Source organism: Allomuricauda sp. d1 (genome assembly GCF_039592695.1).
GTDB lineage: Bacteria > Bacteroidota > Bacteroidia > Flavobacteriales > Flavobacteriaceae > Flagellimonas_A.
In genome coordinates, this window is sequence record NZ_JBBUTK010000002.1 from 578,746 (window position 1) to 602,695 (window position 23,950).

The 23,950-nt window shown below is 43.9% G+C and carries 20 protein-coding genes; 3 read left to right on the forward strand and 17 right to left on the reverse strand.

From position 1 onward, the window contains the following. Nucleotides 1-2: 2 nt before the first annotated feature. The 16 genes from AAAH86_RS09775 to AAAH86_RS09850 form a co-directional block, all read right to left on the reverse strand. The gene (locus tag AAAH86_RS09775; protein ID WP_343487407.1) at nucleotides 3-710 is read right to left on the reverse strand and encodes a PepSY domain-containing protein; all 708 of its coding nucleotides are present in this window, start codon (nucleotides 708-710) and stop codon (nucleotides 3-5) included. Nucleotides 711-715: 5 nt separating this feature from the next. Further along, entirely contained in the window at nucleotides 716-3,232 is a 2,517-nt protein-coding gene (locus AAAH86_RS09780; protein ID WP_343487408.1) for a heavy metal translocating P-type ATPase, read from the reverse strand. Continuing rightward, the gene (locus AAAH86_RS09785) at nucleotides 3,229-3,603 is read right to left on the reverse strand and encodes a DUF6010 family protein (RefSeq protein ID WP_343487409.1); all 375 of its coding nucleotides are present in this window, start codon (nucleotides 3,601-3,603) and stop codon (nucleotides 3,229-3,231) included. The genes AAAH86_RS09780 and AAAH86_RS09785 overlap by 4 nt, the downstream gene beginning before the upstream one ends. Nucleotides 3,604-3,613: 10 nt before the next feature. Next, the gene (locus AAAH86_RS09790) at nucleotides 3,614-4,840 is read right to left on the reverse strand and encodes a permease (RefSeq protein ID WP_343487410.1); all 1,227 of its coding nucleotides are present in this window, start codon (nucleotides 4,838-4,840) and stop codon (nucleotides 3,614-3,616) included. Nucleotides 4,841-4,914: 74 nt separating this feature from the next. Continuing rightward, nucleotides 4,915-5,370, reverse strand: coding sequence for a heme-binding domain-containing protein (locus AAAH86_RS09795; protein WP_343487412.1), 456 nt, complete (start codon nucleotides 5,368-5,370; stop codon nucleotides 4,915-4,917). Next, nucleotides 5,371-5,967, reverse strand: a complete 597-nt coding sequence (locus tag AAAH86_RS09800; protein WP_343487413.1) for a DUF3347 domain-containing protein — start codon at nucleotides 5,965-5,967, stop codon at nucleotides 5,371-5,373. A gap of 37 nt (nucleotides 5,968-6,004) precedes the next feature. Further along, nucleotides 6,005-8,356: a multicopper oxidase domain-containing protein gene (locus AAAH86_RS09805; RefSeq protein WP_343487414.1), complete on the reverse strand. Its 2,352-nt coding sequence runs from the start codon at nucleotides 8,354-8,356 to the stop codon at nucleotides 6,005-6,007. A gap of 60 nt (nucleotides 8,357-8,416) precedes the next feature. Beyond that, entirely contained in the window at nucleotides 8,417-8,737 is a 321-nt protein-coding gene (locus AAAH86_RS09810; RefSeq protein WP_343487415.1) for a four-helix bundle copper-binding protein, read from the reverse strand. Nucleotides 8,738-8,824: 87 nt separating this feature from the next. After that, nucleotides 8,825-9,388, reverse strand: coding sequence for a helix-turn-helix domain-containing protein (locus AAAH86_RS09815; RefSeq protein WP_343487416.1), 564 nt, complete (start codon nucleotides 9,386-9,388; stop codon nucleotides 8,825-8,827). A gap of 2 nt (nucleotides 9,389-9,390) precedes the next feature. Then, nucleotides 9,391-10,689: a TolC family protein gene (locus tag AAAH86_RS09820; protein WP_343487417.1), complete on the reverse strand. Its 1,299-nt coding sequence runs from the start codon at nucleotides 10,687-10,689 to the stop codon at nucleotides 9,391-9,393. After that, on the reverse strand, nucleotides 10,686-14,438 hold the full coding sequence (locus tag AAAH86_RS09825) for an efflux RND transporter permease subunit (protein WP_343487418.1): 3,753 nt from the start codon (nucleotides 14,436-14,438) through the stop codon (nucleotides 10,686-10,688). Before AAAH86_RS09825 ends, AAAH86_RS09820 begins: the two co-directional genes overlap by 4 nt. 117 nt (nucleotides 14,439-14,555) lie before the next feature. Beyond that, nucleotides 14,556-14,975 (reverse strand): hypothetical protein, encoded by a 420-nt coding sequence (locus tag AAAH86_RS09830; protein WP_343487419.1) that lies wholly within the window; start codon nucleotides 14,973-14,975, stop codon nucleotides 14,556-14,558. A 107-nt stretch (nucleotides 14,976-15,082) separates the two neighbouring features. After that, on the reverse strand, nucleotides 15,083-16,297 hold the full coding sequence (locus tag AAAH86_RS09835; RefSeq protein ID WP_343487420.1) for a site-specific integrase: 1,215 nt from the start codon (nucleotides 16,295-16,297) through the stop codon (nucleotides 15,083-15,085). Between the two features lie 431 nt (nucleotides 16,298-16,728). Further along, nucleotides 16,729-16,875: a hypothetical protein gene (locus AAAH86_RS09840; RefSeq protein WP_343487421.1), complete on the reverse strand. Its 147-nt coding sequence runs from the start codon at nucleotides 16,873-16,875 to the stop codon at nucleotides 16,729-16,731. A gap of 85 nt (nucleotides 16,876-16,960) precedes the next feature. Beyond that, entirely contained in the window at nucleotides 16,961-18,340 is a 1,380-nt protein-coding gene (locus AAAH86_RS09845) for a sugar porter family MFS transporter (protein ID WP_343487422.1), read from the reverse strand. Nucleotides 18,341-18,372: 32 nt separating this feature from the next. Further along, nucleotides 18,373-19,608, reverse strand: coding sequence for a glycosyltransferase N-terminal domain-containing protein (locus tag AAAH86_RS09850; protein WP_343487424.1), 1,236 nt, complete (start codon nucleotides 19,606-19,608; stop codon nucleotides 18,373-18,375). A gap of 89 nt (nucleotides 19,609-19,697) precedes the next feature. Here AAAH86_RS09850 and AAAH86_RS09855 point away from each other — a divergent pair, with 89 nt between their 5' ends. The 3 genes from AAAH86_RS09855 to AAAH86_RS09865 all read left to right on the forward strand — a co-directional run bounded on the left by AAAH86_RS09855 (nucleotide 19,698) and on the right by AAAH86_RS09865 (nucleotide 23,388). Continuing rightward, entirely contained in the window at nucleotides 19,698-20,852 is a 1,155-nt protein-coding gene (locus AAAH86_RS09855) for a DegT/DnrJ/EryC1/StrS family aminotransferase (protein WP_343487425.1), read from the forward strand. Between the two features lie 60 nt (nucleotides 20,853-20,912). Further along, nucleotides 20,913-21,938: a UDP-glucose 4-epimerase GalE gene (galE, locus tag AAAH86_RS09860; RefSeq protein WP_343487426.1), complete on the forward strand. Its 1,026-nt coding sequence runs from the start codon at nucleotides 20,913-20,915 to the stop codon at nucleotides 21,936-21,938. A gap of 178 nt (nucleotides 21,939-22,116) precedes the next feature. Beyond that, nucleotides 22,117-23,388, forward strand: coding sequence for an amidohydrolase family protein (locus AAAH86_RS09865; protein WP_343487427.1), 1,272 nt, complete (start codon nucleotides 22,117-22,119; stop codon nucleotides 23,386-23,388). Here the strand turns inward: AAAH86_RS09865 and AAAH86_RS09870 are convergent, their stop codons facing one another. Continuing rightward, nucleotides 23,389-23,922 carry an alpha-ketoglutarate decarboxylase gene (locus AAAH86_RS09870; RefSeq protein WP_343487428.1) on the reverse strand — a complete coding sequence of 178 codons (534 nt, stop codon included), beginning with the start codon at nucleotides 23,920-23,922 and terminating at the stop codon, nucleotides 23,389-23,391. It abuts the gene before it with no gap. Between the last annotated feature and the right edge of the window lie 28 nt (nucleotides 23,923-23,950).

Consider the following 23,950-nt stretch of genomic DNA (forward strand, 5'->3'; position numbering starts at 1 on the left):
TGTTATTTGTTTCTCTTTTTTATTTTTCTGATTGTGGGTGAACTGATGTACCATAACAAAAACCCGCTCAATACGGTTATCAATCCAAGTAGGGAAAAGGCGCGTAGTACGATTGTGTTAAAATCATCGCGACCTTCATAATCCATCGTATGGGTCATCCACAGAAAGTCGAACCATCGCCAATCCCGATGACGTAGCGTTTGGAATGCGCCATCTTTTTCTGAAACGTAGGCCTTGATGTTTTCAGAGGTTTCATAACTGATGACATAGGCCGGAAGCGGTCTGCCACGATACTCGCTATGGCTGCCCACTTGCTCGATGCGCTCGATTCCTTTTACTTGAAGTTCCGGCAGCATATTCCGTTCAGCGATTTTCAGAGCTTCACTTTCTGAGATTACTTTCTTTACTTTGCCTGTCTTGGCATCAAAAAGTTGCTTGTCATTTATCCAGTAATAGGGATTGCCATCAATTTCCCGAAGTTCTACGGAAACTATCCCTTCTTCAGGATTCACATCGGATGGACTTATCAAATGTGTAAAAGCAGATACCTCGACCGGGGCTTGCCGAAACTGGTCGCCGTGAATTTCGTCGATGTCCGTCCAACTGAAATACATACCACTTATCGTCCACATCAAGAACTGGATGCCCAAGAAGATGCCCAGATAGCGGTGCGCCTTTCTAATTTTTATCGCTGTTTTTCTTTTTACCATATCATTTAGTCGATGTTTGAACCTTTGAGCCTTAGCGAATTGGCGATTACCGAAACCGAACTGAAGCTCATTGCCAGGGCCGCAATCATTGGGGACAATAAAATCCCGAAAAATGGATACAGCAATCCCGCAGCAATGGGTATTCCCAAGGTGTTGTAAATCATCGCAAAAAACAGGTTTTGCTTGATGTTTCGCATTACCACATCGCTTAAATTTCTTGCCTTGACAATACCGTGCAGGTCGCCTTTGACCAAAGTAATGGCAGCACTTTCTATGGCCACATCTGTACCCGTTCCCATTGCGATACCCACATCACTTTTTGCGAGAGCTGGGGCATCATTGATACCGTCACCCGCCATTGCAACTACCTTTCCGTTTTCTTGTAGTTTTTCAACTTCCTGCAATTTGTTTTCGGGAAGCATTCCCGCTTTAAAATCTGCAAGATTGAGTTCGTTGGCCACTGCCTGAGCTGTATCGTGGTTGTCGCCCGTTAGCATAATCACATCGATTCCTTTGTCCTGTAATTCTTTGATGGCCTTGGCACTCGTTTCCTTGATTTTATCACCAATTACTACATAACCGACAAGGTTTCCATCAATCGCGAGATAGGAAACGGTTTTGCCCTGCTTTTGGAAGGATTGGGCTTTTTCTTCCATAGTTTCCAACAACTCGGCATTGGCGTGTTCCATCATCTTGGCATTGCCCAAAGCCACTTTCTTACTATTGACTTCGCCTTCAACACCTTTTCCGGTAACGGCATTGAATCCATCGGCTTTAAGGAATTCGGTGTTTTGTTCTTTTCCAAATTTCACGGTCGCTTCCGCCAAAGGATGTTCACTTTGGTTGTTCAGGGAAACGATGTATTGTAATACTTTACTTTCGTTGAAACCGTTATTGAATGAACCTACTTTTTCCACCGTGGGTTTTCCTTCTGTAATCGTTCCCGTTTTATCCACGATGAGGGTATCGACCTTATCCATCTTTTCGAGGGCTTCAGCATTTTTTATCAGCACACCATTCTGTGCACCCTTACCGACACCGACCATCACGGACATTGGCGTTGCCAATCCCAAAGCACAGGGACAGGCAATTATCAACACCGCGATGGCATTGACCAGGGCATACACATAAGCTGGTTCAGGTCCCCAAATCGCCCAAATCCCAAAAGTGACCACAGCTATGATGACCACAATGGGCACAAAGTAACCTGAAACTGTATCGGCCAATTTTTGGATAGGCGCACGGCTACGACTGGCATCATTGACCATTTGGATGATTTGTGAAAGCAAAGTGTCGGAACCTACCTTTTCCGCTTTCATAAGGAAAGACTGGTTGCCATTAATCGTTCCGCTACTGACTTTATCATCGGTGGACTTGTTGACTGGAATGGGTTCGCCCGTTATCATCGATTCATCGATAGAAGTTTCGCCTTCGGTGATAATACCGTCAACTGGAATTTTATCACCCGGTTTTACCCGAAGGATGTCACCTAACTGAATCTTGTCGATGGCCACTTCCTGTTCCTCACCATCCACGACTTTAAGTGCCATATTAGGTGCCAGTTTCAAAAGTTCCTTGACTGCGGAATTGGTCTTGCTATGTGCACGAGCTTCCAAGAGTTGGCCAAGTAGAACTAACGTGAGAATGACCGTGGCCGCTTCAAAATACACGTGAACGGTTCCCGCTTCGGTCTTGAACTGGTCGGGGAAAAAGTCCGGCACAAGCATCCCGAACACGCTGAACAACCAAGCCACACCAGCGCCAATACCAATAAGCGTGAACATATTGAGGTTCCAGGTTGCGATACTGCGGTAGGCACGCTCGAAGAACATCCAAGTGGCGTAGAAAACCACGGGAATGGAAAGCACGAACTGAATCCAGTTCCAGTATTTCAGTTCCAAAATATCGTATAGCGGATTGTCAGCAATCATTTCCGACATCGCAATGATGAAAATCGGCAATGTAAAGGCCGTGGCTACCCAAAACTTTTTGAGCAGTTTTTTATAGGTTTTTTCTTCTGCGGATAGGTCGGGTTCCATTGGTACCAAGTCCATTCCGCAAATAGGACAGCTTCCCGGCTCGTCCTTTACGATTTCAGGATGCATTGGGCACGTCCACTGTTCAGTAGTAGTTGTAGTCAACTTTTGCTCTTCGACCAAATCCATTCCACAGACAGGACAATCGCCCGGTTTGTCATAGGTTTTGTCACCCTCGCAGTGCATTGGGCAGTAGAATGTTCCTGTTCCTTTGCCTTTAGGTTTTCCTTTTTTCGCTTTCGCGGAAGCGGAATCATCCTTGTGATGATGTTCGCCTGGTTTGTGGATGCTATACGAACCACCATCTTGCTTTAGTGCTTCCTGAAATGTTTCGATAGGAATATGCGATTCCATTTCAATGACCGCTTCAGATTTTTCCAAATTGACCGATGCTTCAATTACACCATCTACTTTAGAAAGAGTTTTCTCAACGTGGGTTCTACAGCCGTTGCAGGTCATTCCGTGTATGTGGTACGTATGTTTCATTTTCTTAGTTTGATATAGAAGTAAATAGCGATAAGGGTATCTGCTGCGATGCACAGTATTTCATAACCTTCGGGAAGGAAACTCGCATTTTCCCAAAGCAGATGCCCTACATCCCAAAGCCCGTGCAGGAACAATCCCAAGGGAATCAACATCGGCTTTTTTGTAAGGCCGAAATACGCCAGCATAAAAAACACCAAAGCACCAAGAGCTTCGATATAGAGTTCTGGGAAATCGGTGGTCACAAAACCGATGTAGATAAAGGCAATGGCGGTAAGGGTCAACGCCCCGATGGTTCTCTTATCAAAACGTAATAGTTCCGTCAAGAGCGGGATACCGATACCGAATGCTATGCCTATGAGTGCTGCCGTCATCTCGTTTTACTTAATTGATGAAAAATTTTATAATCAATCCACCCGCGAGCCAGACATAACAGATAAAGGCCGCATATTTCAAAATGATTTCGAGCAAAGGGCTTTTGGGCGCCATTTCGCTCATAGAGTGTTCCACATCCTTTTTCTTATAGAATCCCAGATAAATTAGGTATCCTGAAATTGCAAGAAAGGCAAGATTGAGATAGAAGGTGTAGTCAATCTTAAAATGTTCCTTGTCCTGAATCTTGACCTGCGACGGGTCGGGCAGCATTCCCAACAAATCGAAACCATAATGCAGTGCCAACGAAGTACTAATCAATGCGGTAAACAACAGGAACAGAATGAAAAATGACATCTTCCACCCATAATATTTCGCATTGATGCGCAGGACGGGAAAAACTACCAAATCACTAAAGATAAAGGCCATTACACCTGCAAAGCTGACCCCTTTACCGAACAGTAATGCTGCCAATGGAATATTGCCCATTGAGCCAATGAATGTGAGAAAAGCCGCTACGGGACCGACCACGATATGTTCCAGAATTTCAAGAAACGTAAAATCCGTTTTGCCTTGGCCGCTGTTAATAAAAAGCGTCTGGAAGAAGGAATCGGGTATAAAGGCCGCTACGATTCCAGCGATGGTAAAGCCAACGGTGACATCTTTCCAGACCATTTGCCATTCCATCTTATATTTTTTGGCGACCCTGGCCCAGCTGTCCTCGTTTTGAATCTGTTTTTTCCAATCCTTGGAATCATCCATCTCATCATCGTCCTGTCCTTCCAAGTTCTTACGTGCTTTTTCTATGAGTTTTTTGGGATTGATGACCCGAATGAGAATCCAGCATATCAATATCAGTAACAGACCGCCCACATATTCCCCAACCACGAACTGCCAGCCCAAAAAGATCGATATGATTATTCCCAATTCGATGACCAGGTTGGTCGATGCCAATAGGAAGGCAATTGACGAGACAAAGCTTGCCCCCTTTTTAAAGATGGATTTTGCACTCGCCAAAGCCGCAAAGCTGCAGGAACTGCTTATGAAACCGAAGAATGTACCCAAGGCCACACTTTTTCCTTCATTTTCGCCCATCGTTTTTTGCATCCGCTTTTCGGTCACGAAAATCTGTATCATACTGCTGATGATATACCCCAAGATAAATGCCCAAAGTGCCATCCAGAAAAATCCCGTTGTGGTATAGGCCGCTTCGCCCCATTGTTTTAAAAAATCGTTCATACGCTTTACTTTTTGTGCCTGTCACGGGAAGGGTCACTAACCAACCATCATATTTCCCTTCCCGCAGCAGGACTTTATTCTAAGCTATCTTTTAGTGTAATCATATAGTCAAGTACTATTGTCTTATTCTTTTCGGAAAGAACGGCATCCCTATGAATTAGTGTGTAACTGTCCAAAGGCATTTCCCCATCCTTAATCTGGCTTATAATTGACCTTAATTTGCTGGTTTTCCTACGGTCGGAAAGGTCATCCCATTCGTTGAAATTCAATTCTGCCTTTCCTTCCTTAATATGATGTTCCAAATACCAAGCAGATGGTTGAATTTTGCTATACCAAGGATAATTGGTATTGTTACTGTGGCAATCATAGCAGGAAGCCCGCAACGATTGTTCAACCGTTGCAGGTACTTTGTTCACGAGCATAAAATCGGTTTGTGGCACCATTTCGCTCTGGTTATAATCCACAGGGAAAAATTGGATGACCACAAAGGCAATCAATGCTATCCACGCTATGATTTTTACTACTTTCATTTAGTTTATTTCACGCTGCACTTTACCACATTTCAGCATTTGAGCACCGAAATAAGGATTCCTGATTTCTTCATTCATACTTAGCCAAGCGCCGCCTTTATTGTTATCATACATTGGGCAATACTGCTCATAAATGATCATTGAAGTTCCCGTTATCGCCACCATATCGGTCATATCCTTACTAAGTGTTTTGAAATGCTCACGTTGGTGGGCTATATCGCTCTCGCCAATATGCTCGGCGTGTTCGGTGGCATCTTCGATGATGTCCTTTAGTTCGTTCTGCTCGCTGTCCGCATAGCTTGATGCATCAAAAGATTTTAGTGATTGTGCCAAGGTGTTGCCCAGTTCCTTTGCTTTGGAATTGTCATCGTTGACCAAAGCATCCTTCAGGTTGAAATAGTCTTTCAATACCACTTCTGCCTTTGTATCTTGATTTTTGTCCATAGCCATATCTTCCTTATCATTCATCGTTTCCTGATGCATCTCGTTGCTCATAGGTGCAGCTGGTTCATTCTTGTTTCCATCCTTGCAGGAAACGGTTAGAATCATTGTGGCAGCAAGTGCCATTGTGCTCATTCTTAATTTGATTGTTTTCATTTTGTGTCTGTTTTAAAGGTTTATAAATGGTTTGTGTTTAAAATCTTGCCGATAGACCGCCACCCCAACCAAAACGGTTGTCGTAGCTGCCCATCAACGAAAAGTTTCTGCTTAAAACGTATTCGAGGCCTACCTGCCAAGTGGTCTCTTCTTCAAAGTCAATCCCTTCCTCAAAATCGGTGACCCAGCCGAAGTCCATCTGGTATTCATATTCCCCGTAAAGGGCGATATTTCGGAATATCATCGTTGCAGTTGCAAACGATATGGTCGGCCTTAATTTGTTGTCTATCCGTAAATCGGAATCGATAAGAAGCGGTAATAGGTAGCGCACACCCACAACGCCCGTCGTTGAAATCTCATCAAGGCTGTCCTCGCCCTCGTTTTCAACATTTACACCACCGAATACACGGAAATAACTGTTGAGCCAACGTTCATACGTGAATTCAGCTTCCAGATTTTCGTTCCAACCGTATTCCCCGCGAAGTGTAAACTGGTTACGAATGTTGGTGGCTGTATAAAAAAGTTCTGTCATATGGCTTGCACCTGTGACTTCACCCCACGTCCACATATGGTCTGCCTCTGTGGTCAGATTGGAAAGTGGATAGCCCTTTAAGCGTTCATCGCGTGGTGTATCATAACTGAACACCCGTGCCATCCCGCTATTGATGTGATAGAGGACGTGGCAATGGAAAAACCAGTCACCGTATTCAACGGCATCAAACTCGATGACCACTTTCTGCATCGGTGCCACGTTCACGGTATGCTTGAGCGGACTGTATTCGCCGTTCTCGTTAAGCACCCTAAAGAAATGCCCGTGCAGGTGCATCGGGTGGTGCATCATCGTCATATTATTCAGCGTGATTCTAACGACTTCGCCCTGTTTAATTTTTATCTTGTCGGTTTCAGACAATGGTACGCCGTTGATTGACCATACGTAACGGTTCATATTTCCCGTTAGGTTGAACAGCATTTCCCGGACAGGTTTTCCATCTTCAAACTCGGTTTTGCCCGGTGCTTTCAGGTAGTGATAGTTGAATTCTGGATTGCCGCCCGTTTTCATATTATCGCCAATTACTTTGTCCTGTGGTACCATATAGCCCATTTTCATTCCGCCCATTTTGCCGCCATCATCCATCTTCATCTTGTCGTCCATTTGCATATCTTCGTGACCCATCTTATCGTGGTCCATTTCGGTGGAATCCTTTTTCATTCCCTTCATCTTGCCCATCTTCATTCCGTCCATTTTCATCGCATACTTTTTCATCTTCTCGATGGAATCGTTTTTTGAGGGATTGAGCTTCGCAGCAGGCGCACCCATCTTCATATCCATTGCCATCATTTCCTGCATCTGTTTGATAAGGTCTGGCTTGGGAACTTCTGGTGCGGGCAAGACTTCGCCCGTTCCCAAAAACGCCGAAGCCTTTCCAGAACCGTCCTGTGAAGTAGCAAGTATTTCGAGCTTCCCGCTTTCGGGAATCGTCACGATAAAATCGTAGGTCTCTGCTACGCTGATAAGCGTTTTGTTCTTTTTTACCGGTACAACATCCAGACCGTCAGATGAAACCAGCATTGGGTCTTGGCCACCAAAGGTGAGCCAGAAGTAAGAGGCTGCGGCGGCGTTGACAAATCGTACCCGCACCCGTTCGCCAGGCTTGAATTCAGGATAGATTTGTTCCGCCTGTCCATTGATAAAGAAGAGGTCATAATAGTTATCGAGTATGGCCATATCGGGCATTCGCTGCCACATCATCTTCAATTTGGCACCTGTGGCACCTTTGGCGATAACCTTGTCCCAACTCTGTATCTGGTTCTTTTTGATGAGATACCATTCATTGCCACGTTTAAGATTTCTCAGCTGTGATTTGGGATTTTCGTCCATCCAATCGGATAGTACCAATACCAAATCCTTGTCATATTCCAAGTCGGTTTCCTTGGGGTTGATTTGGATAGAACCATAAACGCCACGTTGTTCCTGCAAACCTGTGTGGGAATGGTACCAATATGTACCCGATTGTTTTAACGCAAACTTGTACTGTTGGGTCTCGCCGGGTTGAATCGGTGGTGTGGTCAGATACGGTACACCATCGTAAAAGTTGGGCAGTATAAGCCCGTGCCAATGCACCGATGTTTCCACATCCATTTTATTGGTCACGTTGATGATGGCAAATTCCCCTTCGTTGAATTCAAGGTTCGGCCCGGGAATACTTCCGTTAAAGGTCATTGCCTTTACATCCTTACCTGTGTAGTTGACCGTTTCGTAATCTATGGTCAAATCATAGACCCGTTCCGGCCAGTTGTCAATATTCTCTTCACTTTCATTTGCTTTGAATTGGGCGTTCGCACCAAAGGAAATGAGTAATAAGAGAAGTAAATTTATTTTCAGTTTCATAAATATATATTCCTAATTTTTTAAAGTAGCCCTTCCCGTTCAGGAAGGGCTGAACTATTCTTAAGCCAAATAGCTTTCACAAGCCTCGGCACATTTTCTGCACGCTTCGGCGCAATCCTTACAGTGCTGATGGTCGTGCTTGGCACATTCATCGGCACATTTTTCACAAATGCTTTTGCAGTATTCCACCAAACCTTTTGCATCGGCATAATTGGCCGCAAGCAATTTGGCCGTGGCGCTACATACTTCTGCACAGGCTCTGTCCGTACGGATACAATCCACCATCATCTTGATGTCATCGGTATCCAGACAGGCATCGGCGCAATGGTTGCAATGGGTTACACAGTTGTTCAATGCTTCGATTAATCGTGAGTTTTTCATTGTAAAATGATTTTTAGTTAAACATTTAATTTCCTGCGGAAATTACCTCTGTATATCAATGTTTTGTGTCATAATTTTGGTTCTTATCTACATAATTTTGTCCAACGAATTCCTAAAATTCTTTTGTTGGGATTTATAGGTTGAAAGGCTCATTCCCGTCTCGCTTTTAAACTGTCCGCTTAAATGGTTGATATGGCTATAGTCGAGCAGTTGCGCCATTTCAGTAAAATTGTGTTCGTTAGCCTGTATGAGTTCTTTTACCTTTTCAATTTTTAGTTTGATGAAATATTTTTCAATGGTAACACCTTGCGTAAACGAGAATACCTTGCTGATTTTTGAATACTCGTGTCCCAAGGCATCCACCAAATGTTCGGACAGTTTTTTATCAAGTTGAATCGGTAGTTCCTGCATCGTTTTTATGAGTTCGACCTTGACCTTTTCGGTCAACTTTTCTTCCGTACTTCCGATGAGCGAGAAACCGTTTTCTTTCAACAAGGTTTCGAATTTGTCCAAATCAAGGTCATCAATGTCCAGCCGCAATCGACCCAATTCAATCTGATGCAACTCGATATTATTTGCATTCAGTTCATCCTTCAACACCTTGATGCATCGGTCGCATACCATATTTTTTATGTAAAAGTCCTTGACCATAGTTAGTTGATTAGATAATTGATAATCGCAGACTGTGCATAGTACATCCGCACCGACTCGATTTGGTTCATCTGAAATTTCAGTTGCAGTTCCTGTATGTCCAGTACATCATTAAAATCGATGGTTCCCGTTTCATAATTCTTAATCAGGATTTCTTCGGCATCGTTCGCTTGCTTTAAATTCTTTTCTTGGGTATTGAATTGAATACGGGCTTGATTGCGTTGCGATGTTGCTTTCGCGAAAGCGGTTTCCAATACATTCAATCGTTCGTTTTTCTGGGATTCGATTTCCAGTTGCTTCAGTTCGTTCTGTTTGGAAACCGATGAATAGCGGTTGTTGAAAATAGGTATGGACAGCGATACCATTGGCATAATGATATCCTTGCCGTTGTCGCTAAAGGTCATATCGGGACGTTCGGAAACGGGTACATAGTCCAATCCAAAACCGATATTCGGGGCACTTTCTTTCTGATTGAGCAATTCGGATTGCTCAATGGACTCGTAAAGTCTATCGTATTTTAGCAGTTCCGGATTGAGTGCCAATCCTTCTTTGCTATACATCGGGTCTTCCGTTGGAATGGTCATTTCCGGAACAACTTCCACGGCGATACTTTCCTTTCGGTTCAGCAGATTGTTGAAGTTGGACTGTTCCGCCAAATAGTCTTCCTGAAGGACTTCCTTTTGTTGTTGTAATTCGTTCTGCCGAATCTGCAATCGTAGTACGTCCACGGCAGAGGCTTTGCCCACTTCAACAGAGGTCAATGCCAACCGTTCATAGGTCTCTAAGAGTTGGATGTTTTCGTCCAAAATATCCTGCTTCGCCTTATTGGCATACAATTGGTAATAGGATTGGGCGACCGAAAGTGCCAGTTTTCGTTTGGCAATGGCAATTTCTACAAACTCATTTTCCGCCATTGAGCTGGCATAGTTTTCCCGTGCCGTTATCGTGCCGAACCAAGGCAACATCTGCGAAATCGAAAACCGTGCCCGTTGCGCACCCGTTCGGGTTTCGGGTTCGCTTACAAAGTATCCTGCGCTTACAATGGTATTGGGCAATGCATTGACCTCGTTAACCTTTTCTTCGGCAATATTGTACCGCAGCCCGTAAGCCTGAATATCTGGATTGTTTCTTTCGGCTTCCTGAATATAGGATTGTAATTTCTGTGCCTGCCCGCCGATTGAAATCAGTCCAAGGCTCAATATTAGCAATGCGTTCAGGCGGGCTTTCGCACTTCGTCTTCGCTCAGCATAAACTTCAGCGGAAACAAGCAACAACCCGATTATTATGTTTAGATTTCTCATTTGCTCGCTCGTTTAAGTTGGTATTCTTCCCGCCAACTGTACAGCACAGGTAACAGGAAGTATGAGGTTACATCAATTAGCATCCCGCCCACAATAGGGATGGCCATCGGAATCATAATATCGCTACCCTTTCCGGTGGATGTCAGCACGGGCAACAATGCAAGAACTGTCGTTACCGTGGTCATCAAACAAGGCCGGATGCGCTTGCCTGCCGCTTCACGGGTAGCTTGACGAATGCCCGGTTTGTCATTTGGTTTTTCCTTATCGAAAGATTGGTCGAGATAGGTTGCCATCACCACACCGTCATCTGTAGCGATACCGAAAAGGGCAATAAATCCGACCCATACCGCAACGCTTAAGTTGATAGTCTTGATATTGAACAGTTCACGTAGGTTTTCACCAAACAAACTGAAATTGAGGAACCAATCCTGACCGTACAGCCAAATCATCACAAAGCCACCTGCAAAGGCTATGGTGATGCCCGTAAATACCATCAATGAAGTTGTGACCGATTTGAACTGAAAGTATAAAATGAGAAATATGATAATCAGACAGAGGGGAACTACGATTGATAGTGTTTTCTCGGCTCGCAACTGGTTTTCGTAAGTACCGGTAAACTTATAGCTGATGCCCTTGGGAACGGTCAGTTCGCCGCTGTCTATCTTTTCTTGAATTAACGCCTGGGCGTTTTCCACCACATCCACCTCGGCAAAGCCGTCCAGCTTGTCAAATAGGACATAGCCCACCAAGAACGTATCCTCACTTTTGATGACCTGTGGCCCCTGCTCATAGCGGATATCCACCAGTTCGCCAAGGGGAACGGGGCTTCCTTTTTCCACGGGAACATAAATGTTCTTCAGGTCGGTCGGGTTATCACGCAGCTCTCGTGGGTAGCGTACCCTAACGGCGTAGCGTTCCCTGCCTTCAACAGTCTGGGTCAGGGGCATCCCACCAACGGCCACTTGCAGAATTTCCTGTACGTCCATAATCGAGACACCGTAACGTGCCAACTGTTCCCGTTTAATATCGACCAACAAATAGGGCTTGCCCACGATACGGTCAGCAAATACGGCCTGTTCTTTTACACCTTCGGCCTGTTTTAGAATTTCCTCAAGTTCCAATCCGAACGCTTCGATTTCCCGTAAGTTTTGTCCCTTGACCTTGATGCCCATAGGTGCGCGCATACCCGTTTGCAGCATCACCAATCGGGTTTCGATAGGCTGTAACTTAGGGGCGGATGTGATACCGGGCAGTTTAGTGACCCTGACGATTTCGTTCCAAATATCATCTGGACTTTCGATTTCAGGTCGCCAGTTGCGGTAGTACTCGCCATCATCATCAGGAATCAATTCGTTTCTTGTGATGGAAATTTGCATTTGGGATGCTTCATAATTGGCATCGTTTTCTACTTCATTGTTCGGATTAATATGGAACCTTTCGTTTTTCAATACAAAAAGTCCGTCATCGTTTACCCGATAGCGTTGTCTTTCCCCTGATGCGTTGCGCATATACTCGGACTTGTACTGAATTACGTTCTCGTACATCGAAAGCGGTGCTGGGTCGAGTGCGGATTCGGTGCGGCCTGCCTTCCCGACCACGGTCTCGATTTCAGGGATGGTGGCCACGGCCATATCCAGTTGTTGTAAGACTCGCTTGTTTTCCTCTACGCCTGAGTGCGGAAGGGATGTGGGCATTAACAGGAATGAACCTTCGTTGAGCGCTGGCATAAATTCCTTGCCCGTGTTGCGCATAATGAAGAAACCGAGAATGAGTAGTGTTGTGGGAATTATCAGGAACAGCAACCTGTTTTGCAATGCCCATTTCAAGATGCTATCGTAGTATTTTCTGAGCAGCGAAAAGATGCCCAACACACCAAAACAGCTTACCGCTACAAAAATCAGGTTCATTATCAAACTACGGTCAAAACCGAGCGGTCGCCAATACTCGGCCAATAGGAACACAACTGCGATTGTGGCAATAGCCGTATTGATGAGATTTTTTTGCTTCCGCGAAAGCGTAACACGCATCGATAAAATGGCAACCAAGCCAAAAGCGACAAGTACCAATCCTATCCAATACCCAAAAATCACGGCGGTGACTCCCAATAAGATTAAAAGCCCATTGATAACATATTTGAGCCGTTCCCGCATTTCGGTATTTCTAAAGAAAGTGGCTGCGAATGGCGGAATAATAAATAGTGCAATAACCAGTGCTGCGGCCAGTGCCATTGTTTTGGTAAACGCCAATGGTCGGAAGAGTTTCCCTTCGGCACCAATCATCGTAAACACCGGAAGGAAACTGATTATCGTAGTCATTACCGCAGTAACGATAGCACCGGAAACTTCGGCGGTGGCGTTGTACACGATTTCATTTGTCGTATAAGGTTGACCGTTCTCATTTAACCGTAAATCTTCGTCTTCCAGATGGCGAATCATATTTTCGGCGAGGATGACACCTACGTCCACCATCGTACCAATGGCTATGGCGATACCCGAGAGTGCCACGATGTTCGCATCCACATTGAAGAACTTCATCGTGATAAAGACCATCAAAACTGCCACAGGCAATAATCCTGAAATCAATATGGATGCCCTCAAATTGAACACCATTATGATGATGACCAAAATGGTAATCAGGATTTCCAAGGTCAGGGCCTCGTTGAGCGTACCCAAGGTTTCCTGAATTAGTTCGGTACGGTCGTAAAAGGGAACTATGGTTACTTGTGAGGTTCGACCGTCGGCCAGTTCTTTTGTGGGAAGTCCCGAACTTACCTCGTCGATTTGGTCTTTCACGTTATTGATAACTTCCAGAGGATTGGCACCGTATCGGGCTACCACCACACCGCCCACGACTTCGGCACCTTCCTTGTCCAAAATGCCGCGACGTGTCGCAGGGCCCAAGTGTACCTTGCCTACATCCTTAATTCTGATAGACGTGAAATTCTCGGAATCGACTACCGCATTTTCTATATCGGCAATGGATTTTACGTACCCCAGTCCGCGCACCAGGTATTCGGCCTTATTCATTTCCAAGGTCTGCGCACCGATGTCCTGATTGCTTTCCTTAACCGCCTGAACTATATCGGCCAGACCGATGTTGTACTGCCGCATCTTTTCGGGGTCAACATCCACTTGGTATTCCTGTACATAACCACCAATGGAAGCCACTTCGCTCACACCACTTGCAGAAGAGAGCGCATATTTTACGTAGTAATCCTGTATGCTGCGCAATTCCTGTAAGTCCCAACCGCCCGTGACGTTCCCGTCCTTATCGCGGCCTTCTAATGTGTACCAGAAAATCTGTCCCAACCCCGTTGCATCCGGACCCAAAGCGGGATTAACACCTTCGGGCAACAATCCGCTGGGTAGCGAATTGAGTTTTTCGAGGATGCGGCTTCGCGACCAATAGAATTCGATGTCCTCTTCAAAAATTATGTATATGCTCGAAAACCCGAACATTGAAGAGCTACGAATGGTCTTGACGCCAGGTATTCCAAGAAGGGAAGTGGTAAGCGGGTAGGTAATCTGGTCCTCGATATCCTGCGGGGAACGCCCTTGCCATTTGGTAAAAACAATCTGTTGGTTTTCGCCTATGTCCGGTATGGCATCCACGGCCACAGGGTCATTAGGCAATATTCCGGTGTCCCAATTAAAGGGTGCGTTCACGGTACCCCAACCCACGAAAAGGACGAGCATCAGTACCGCAACGAGCTTGTTTTCTATAAGGAATTTTATGCCTTTGTTCAGCATATAAAATGATAATTAGACAGTTATACAATGGTGGCTTGTTGCAATTCTAAAAGTTGAATACAACAAAACGTGCCCAAAACGGAATTACCGCAGGGCTATAAGGTTACTGTCTAAAAATCAAATTAAATAGGTCTCGTAAAGTATCTGAACGTCCCGTTCAATAAAGGGGGGCGAGTAATCCTTGAAGGGAACGATGCTTTCATCAAGTCCCTCGAAAAGATTGATATAGGTGTAGAAAAATGTGGCAACGAAGGTCTGTTGCTCAAAAGTAAGTTTGTTGAATGCTGTTTTAAGGTCGTCGCTACCTTCCTTCACGATTTTTTGGTCTGAGCAACAAGATTTCTTGCTCATTGTAGGGTTTTCACAACCCTTGGCAGGTTGTGCTTTTTCCATTCCGCAGGTTTCTGCCTTTGTGAAGAAACTAAAATCGACCAAAGAATCCCCACAATAGTGCATATCCACCGTAAAGGACATCGTAGTGAACATCACTACAAATGCCATTAAAACAGATAATATTTTATGGAAAACCTTTTTCATCGATGCAAAATTACAAAATTTTAACAATTTTTGTTGGGTTTAACGGAATTTTAATTTTGTTCAATTAGTCAAAAAGTTGTTCGTTATGAATTGTTTAAATGTACTTTTTAGAAGTTGACTACACTTTCAAGCGCATCGTCTGCATCCTTGTGAATGAAATTAGCTTGATAGTTGATGGTGGTTTTCAAATCTGTATGTCGATATAATTTTTGAAGCATAAGTGGATGAATGTTGTCGCCTGCAATATTGCCAAAAGAATGTCGAGCAATGTGCATCGTAACTTTTTTCTGGATGCCTGCCCTTTTTGCAATCTTTTTAAGGTGGTCATTGAATTTTTTGTTTGCTACTTTTTTCTTTCGATATATGTCTTTCGCATCAGATAAGTCGGCTTTTTTCATTTCGGGGAAAACAAAGTCATCATCATTTACTCTTTCCTCGATGTACTGTAATAAGATTTTTTCAACTTTAGCTGGAATTTTAAGTGACAGTAACTTTGAATTTTTTCCCATTCTATAATGCAATCGCCCATCATAAATCTGGGACCATCTTATAAACAACACATCCGAAACACGCATTCCAGCAAAGTAGAAACTGAACAACCAAACGTTTAATGAGTGTCTTTCCATATCGGTCAGTTCAGCAACGCTTTCCAGAGCTTTTATTTCTTTACCTGAAAGCCCTGTTTTTGTGGTTTCGGGAAATTTGATTTTAAACTTACCCTTACCAAAGGGGTATATTTCCTTGCTAACAATCTTATCCCGAATGGCTCTATTAAACAGTAACCTTATCAAGACCATTACATTCATTGCAGTAGTTTCAGTCAATGAGCAAGAACCTTTTAAATGAATCTTGAATTTTTTGAGAAAGCGCTCATCGATTTCTTGAAAAGTCAAATGTCGGCCAGAGCAATATTTTTCTATATAACTTACCCAAGCTGAATCTGTAGAATGGCGATTGATTTTCTTTTCAGCCTCTAAGGCTTCAAGATGCTCGTCAGCAAAATCAAAAAAAGTTAAGCTCGAAGTTGGCTTATATATTTCTTTTTTGATTTGTCGAGCAGTAGCAGCTTTATTATTCGTCTGTAGTGCAATAAGCCCTTTTCTGGCTTCAGATAGTTTGGAAGCTATCAAATTGTTCAGGCTTTCAGCTTCAGAATGCGATTTTTTTACCTTTAGGTTTTTAGAGTCCCAATCCTCTAATTCAATATTATGGCCTATATGTTTGTAAGTTGAACGACGGTCTTTGGTTATCCTAATTGCAAGCGGATACAGCCCTTTTGCGTTAGGCTTTTTGCGAAGTATTATTTTTGCACTCGTTGACATTTTGAACCTGGTTTAGAGACGAAAGCCAAATCAGGTACAACATTTTGTCAAAAATTCACTTTAAAGATACGTCTTTATAAGGAATTTTGGGTACAACATAGGTACAACAAATGTTGATATTAACTGATATTAACTGACTTTAAATAAAATGATTGAAAACATAAATAATTGAAAATGAGTTAATTTATGTTTTCTTGGTGCAAGATATACCAGACTTAGGATCTAGTGCCGCAAGGCGTGGGGGTTCGACTCCCTTCATCCGCACTTAATTTAAGACCGTTGGTTCTAAAAGAGCTGACGGTTTTTTATTTGAGAATGTTTCAAGGAGGAGAAGTTTATCCTGAGCGTAGTCGAAGGGATTCCCTTTATCAGCAGAAAAAAGGCCCCTCAATTTTGAGGGGCCTTTTTTGTAAATTAATGTTTTTGTAGTATCAAAAAATGCCCAGTGCGTCAAAAACCCCGAGAAATTCCAATATCATGCAAACGGGTATCGCTATCAAAATGATGATCAGTGCAATTACCATAAAACGAAGAAAGGCGTTCAGAAAACCTATTCCAATCGTAGAATCATTTTCCATAATCATATAGTTTGCAATAAATTAAACAATTTTTGCCTAAAAAGCATCAAAATAATCGATTAATCGACCTTTTTTGGCTGTCAGCTCACTTTCTTGGGCTTAGTTTTTTGGCCAAATCTTCTAGAGAAACACCTTTTGTTTCGGGCATCATAAATACCACAAAAAGCAATTGCAGCACCATCATGAACGAGAAAAAGATAAAAATGGGCCATGGATTTTCTTTAAAAATCCCGATTTCACTATCCAAAAAAGTGGGGGTCAACAGGGTTATCAACGCAGCAAACACCCAATGGGTACCCGTGCCCCATGACTGCCCATAGGCACGAACTTTATTGGGGAATATCTCTGAGATAAAGACCCATATCACGGCACCTTGGCCTACGGCATGCGAGGCAATGAAGACCAATACAAAAATGAGCAGCAATGTTGAGCTTGCACCACTGTAAAAGCACCAGCCCACCATGGCAAGACTGACAATGTAACCGATAGAGCCAATATACATCAACTGTTTTCTTCCCAAACGGTCAATCAGCGCAATGCCGACAAAGGTGAATATAAGATTCACCACGCCGATGGATATGGAACTGAAAAGTGATTCACCAGAAGCAAGACCTGCCCGTTCCAAAATTTCCGGAGCATAGTACAATATGAAATTGATACCGGAAAGCTGGTTGAAAAAGGCCAACAGAAATGCCAGAATGAGCGGTCTGTTATAGTTGCCCGAAAAAAGATTGGCCTTCTTTTGTGTGATGTCTTCCTCAAGGGCTTTTTTGATTTCAGTTATACGCTCTATGGCCCTCTCTTTTGCTATTCCTAGACTTTCAATGGCACGTAAGACTTTGGATTCTTCCATCCCTTTCATCAGCATCCATCTGGGGCTATTGGGTATTTTTAAGACCAAGAAGGTGTAAATCAGTGCTGGTAACCCCTCGATGCCGAGCATCCAGCGCCAAGCGACATCCGAAGAAAATAGTTCGCCGATGATATAATTTGAAATGAAAGCAATAAGAATTCCAAGTACGATATTGAATTGGTACATGGCCGTCAAACGCCCACGGTTTTCGGCACTTGAAATCTCAGAAATGTAGATGGGCGCCGCTACCGAAGATGCACCGACCCCAACCCCGCCAATAAATCTAAACAAAGAAAAAGTGTAAGGTTCAGTGGCCAGGGCTGAACCAATGGCCGATAAAAAATAGAGGATACCGATCCACAGCAAGGTTTTCTTTCTGCCCAATCGGTCACAGGGGATTCCCCCCAAAAGAGAACCCAAAACTGTGCCCCACAACGCCATAGACATGATGAAGATGCCATGGAAGGTAAAGATGGAGTCACCCAAAAACCAGTTGGTACCCCAAAGTTCTTTGATGGGCTGGTTGGCGCCGCTGATGACCACGGTGTCGAATCCAAACAAAAATCCGGCCAAGGCCGCAGTCACTGAAATTTGAAAAATGCGTCGGTTCATGTTTGGTCAGTTTGGCTAAAACTAGGAAAAAATTAGAGAAACCGATTGAGATACGCGATAACGACACGGGTTGCGCCGGTATTTTCAGCGATATAGTCGGCGTTGATTTTTCCTGTCGTTTCACGAAAATGGTTGTCTGTCAGCAATCTTTGGGTGGTGCTTTGGAAATCTTTGGAATTTATGATAGGCTGAATGCCTTTTCGTTGTACCAATTCTTCTGCTTCGTGAAAACCTTCGTAATTGGGGCCTATCAGTACCGGAATACCATAAACAGCAGGTTCAAGCGTGTTGTGCAGTCCAGTTACGAATCCGCCGCCCACATAGGCAATATCGGCATAGCTATAGATTTTGGTGAGCAACCCGATGGTATCAATGATTAGCACATCATACGCACTTAGATCATGCTGTTCAATTTCAGAGTAAAGAAGGGTTTTTCGTTGGATGGAATCTTTGAGCGATTCAATATGCCCTTGTTTGATGTTGTGGGGCGCAAAGACATATTTGACGTCATTTTCAGTTTGGTTGACAAAAGGAATGATCACCTTTTCATCTTCGGGCCAAGAGCTTCCGGCAACAAAACAGGTCTTGCCGTTTTTGAACGCTTCCATAAAATCAAGCTTATTATCGCGTTGAAGAATTTCGGTGACCCTATCAAAACGGGTATCGCCACTGATGGTACAGTTGTCAAATCCGATGGAGGCAAGCAATGCTTTTGAACGCTCGTTCTGAACGAAGAAATGGTCAAAATTCTTCAGTGCGTTTCTCATAAATTTTCCAAAGGGCTTAAAATAGATTTGGTTTTTTTTGAACGACGCCGATACCAAAATGGTCGGAATCTCTTTTTTGGAAAGTGTTTTCAGATAGTTGGGCCAAATCTCGTATTTGATGAACAATGCCAATTTAGGATTTGCCAAGGATAGAAACCGTTCTGCATTTCTGCGTGTATCCATGGGCAGATAGGTGACCACATCGGCGGCAGTAGTATTTTTTTTCACCTCGTAACCCGATGGGGAGAAAAACGTAAGCAGGATTTTATAGTTGGGATGCTTGGCCCTGAGCTGTTCGATTATCGGAAGCCCCTGTTCAAATTCACCCAATGAAGCCACATGTATCCAAATAATTTCATCCTGCCCAGAAATGCTTGATTTCAGTGTTTTGAACACCCCTTTTCTGCCAGAGACAAAAAGGCTGATTTTGGAGTTGAAAAAAGAAACCAAATGCAAAAACCACCATGTGATGTGTACCAAAATAGTATAGAGCAGGCTCACGAAAGACGCTTTGTGCGAAAATACATTTCTTTGGAATAACAGGTACTGAGGTGGCTTATTTTCTTAATTTTGCGAAAGAATTCCACTGCATGAGAAAAATACAGATGGTCGACCTTCAAAGCCAATACGAGGGAATCAAAGACCAAGTCAACACCTCTTTTTCAAAAGTATTGAAGAGTGCAGCATTTATCAACGGCCCTGAAGTACATGCTTTTCAAGCAGCGTTGGAAGAGTATCTCGGGGTCAAGCACGTGATTCCGTGTGCGAATGGCACAGACGCCCTTCAAATCTGTATGATGGGTCTTGGGCTTGAGCCAGGCGATGAGGTAATAACAGCTGACTTTACCTTTGCAGCTACTGTTGAGGTAATTGCCCTGCTACAATTGACCCCCGTTTTGGTCGATGTCGAACCTGATACGTTTAATATTGACGTTGCTGCTATTGAAAGGGCCATTACACCCAAGACCAAAGCCATTGTGCCCGTGCACCTTTTTGGGCAATGTGCGGATATGGATGCTATTATGGATTTGGCTAAAAAACACAACCTCTACGTCATCGAAGACAATGCGCAGGCCATCGGAGCTACGCATACCTTTAATGATGGAAGTAAAAAAAAGGCTGGAACGATTGGCCATGTGTCGGCGACCTCTTTTTTCCCATCTAAAAATCTGGGTTGTTATGGTGATGGTGGGGCCATCTTTACCAATGATGACGATTTGGCGCATACCATTCGGGGAATCGTCAACCACGGTATGTACAAAAGATACCATCACGATGTGGTGGGGGTTAACTCACGGTTGGATTCACTACAGGCAGCGGTGCTCCGTGCCAAGCTTCCTAAATTGAATGAATACAATGAAAAACGTCGAAATGCCGCCAGAAAATATAGCAGTGCGTTCAAAGGGCAAGAGCATATTGTCGTTCCCAAAACAGTCAATAATTGCGAGGGCATCTGCGATGTATGCGATTGCCACGTATTTCACCAATACACGTTGCAAATTACCAACGGTAAACGCGATGCGCTTGTGGCCCATTTGAATGAAAACGGGATTCCGTGCGGGGTGTATTATCCCATACCACTGCACCGCCAGAAGGCTTATGTTGATGAGCGCTATGATGAAGCCGATTTTGGGGTAACCAACCGATTGGTAGATGAGGTGATTTCTTTGCCGATGCATACCGAGCTGGATGATGAGCAAATCGATTTTATCTCCAAAACGGTTTTAGAATTTGTAAATGGATGATTTTTTTTTCGAATCAATAATCAACCAATAACCAAATAACGATTAACCACTAACTTAAACATGAAAATACTGGTGACGGGTGGCCTTGGGTTTATAGGATCCCATACGGTAGTTGAACTTCAAAATAAAGGTTTTGAAGTGTTGATAGTTGACAACCTTTCCAACGCCGATGAAAAAGTGCTCGAGGGCATTACTGCAATCACGGGCAAAACGCCAATTTTCGAGAAGTTTGATTTACGTGAAAAAGCAAAAGTCCAAGATTTTTTTGGCAGGCATAGTGATTTGACGGGGGTCATTCATTTTGCGGCCTCAAAAGCCGTTGGTGAAAGTGTCGAAAAACCTCTGCTGTACTACGAGAACAATTTGGGGGTGTTGACATACATCCTCCAAGAATTGATCAAAAAGGATGAAGCACACTTTATTTTCAGCTCTTCCTGCACGGTCTACGGGCAGGCCGATAATATGCCGATTACTGAAGATGCTCCAGTAAAGCCTGCCGAATCTCCTTATGGTAACACCAAACAGGTTGGTGAAGAAATCATTTGCGATACTTGTAAGGTAAACTCTAATCTGGCTGCGATTTCATTGCGTTATTTTAATCCCATTGGGGCACACCCAAGTACCGCGATTGGGGAGCTTCCGATTGGGGTGCCCCAAAATTTGGTACCCTTTATCACCCAGACCGGTATTGGTATGCGTGAACAACTCTCAGTCTTTGGTGATGATTATCCGACACCTGACGGCACCTGCGTTCGTGATTACATTCATGTGGTCGACCTCGCCAAAGCGCATGTAAAGGCCCTGCAACGATTGATTCAAAATGAAAATCAATCGAATTATGAAGTTTTTAATTTAGGTACCGGAACAGGAAGTTCAGTGTTTGAGGTTATTCAAAGCTTTGAACGTGTTTCAGGTAAAAAATTGAATTATAAGATTGTCGATAGAAGGCTAGGGGATGTCACCGAAGCGTATGCCGATACCACCAAGGCAAATACTATTTTGGGCTGGAAAGCAAACTCAACTTTGGATGACGCCATGAAATCAGCGTGGGACTGGGAGCAGAAAATCAGGAAGCCCCGCTCCTAAATCCTCTCCCCAAAGAAAAGATGACTTTTGTTATAAGTTTACTGTGTATTTTCTTTTTGAGGGGGCAGCACCGTGTAATTCGGTGCAGGGGTGTTTGTTATGGTTTTTTGAATAATAAACTGCAACTGATTTAATCCGTACATTTAGTTCATTGATTGACCAACAAACCCATACACTTATGAAAAATTTGTTCCTATTCTTTATCACCCTACTCTGTATTTCCCTATCCGCTCAAGACACCTACCTGCATTGTGGAAGTGTACTTGATGTTGCCTCAGGAAAAATGCTTAAAGAAAAAACCATCATCGTTTCTGGCAATACAATAAAAGCTATTGAAAATGGCTATTCCGATGCAGGTGAAAACAACGCGATTGATTTAAAAAGCAAGACCGTGTTGCCCGGATTTATCGATATGCATGTACATATTGAAGGAGAGTCCAGCCCAGCAAGATATTTGGAACGCTTTACAAAAAATGATGTGGATGTCGCTTTTCAATCGACGGTGTATGCAAAAAAAACCTTAATGGCTGGTTTCACCACGGTTCGCGATCTTGGCGGCAGTGGTGTCAATATTGCTTTGCGAAACGCCATAAACAAGGGTATTGTCATAGGGCCAAGAATTTTTACCGCAGGCAAGGCCATTGGCACCACGGGAGGCCATGCCGACCCTACCAACGGCATGCGAAAAGAGTGGATGGGTGATCCCGGGCCAAAAGAGGGAGTGGTGAATTCACCTGAAGATGCTCGAAAAGCGGTTAGGCAGCGCTACAAAGATGGGGCCGATGTCATCAAAATTACAGCGACAGGAGGTGTAATGAGCGTTGCAAAGAATGGGCAAAATCCCCAATTCATGGTTGATGAATTGGAGGCCATTGTAGAGACCGCCAAAGATTATGGCATGCTGACCGCTGCGCACGCACATGGTGATGAAGGTATGCGAAGGGCCATCAAAGCGGGAATCAAGACCATTGAGCATGGCACATTGATGAAAGAACCCACTATGGATTTGATGATCAAACACAATGCTTACTTGGTGCCAACCATTTCTGCAGGAAAGGCGGCTGCTAAAATGGCTGACATTCCTGGCTACTTGCCGCCGATTGTGGCGAAGAAGGCAAAAGAAATCGGCCCTGTCAGCGAAAAGAACTTCAAAAGGGCCTACGAGAAAGGTGTTCCCATTGCTTTTGGTACTGACGCTGGGGTTTCGCCCCATGGCGATAACGGAAAAGAATTTACCTATATGCACGAAGCAGGCATGCCCATAATCGACGCATTACGCTCTGCAACGATCACGAATGCCGAATTGCTGGGTATGGCAAATGAATTGGGGCAACTCAAAGAAGGCTTTATCGCTGACATCATGGCTGTTGAAAACAACCCCTTGGATGATGTGAAGACTTTAGAAAATGCAGTTTTCGTGATGAAAGAGGGTAAAGTGTACAAGCAATAGCTAAAAATACACCCGTACAAAAGGCATCCACGGGTCGGCATAGATGCTTCGGCCTTCGTCGTATAAGACATCATAGCGAATGCCGATGGTCACATTGCGTTGGGTGTAGCCAATGCCCATGAAAAGCGCAGGATACCAGTAGTTATCTTTAAATTCTTGTCCATTTACTTGTTGGTTGAGATTCACGCGCCATTGCTCAAATTCGCCCGAAAATTGCAGAAAAGGCCATGGGTTGTAAAAATTGATAAAACTGCCCCCGTAGGCTAAAAGCTTATTGTCGCCAAATTTTGAGTAGTTGAGGTTGAGCCCGACACCTGTGGCAAATTGGGGGCTGGCTTGATAGAGGGCACTTGGTGAAACAGCGAGATTGAAGGTGTTGTTTCCAAAACCGAGACCAATGCCCCCGCCAAAACGCACCTTGTTCCAAAAATCACTTTTGGAATTTAGTCCTTGGGCAGATAAAAACGTTCCGAACAGACCAAAGAAAGTCAGGTACAAAACACCTTTTTTTGCCGTCATAAAAAAATTGGACATAATCGTTAAATTTTTGGATAGCATCAAG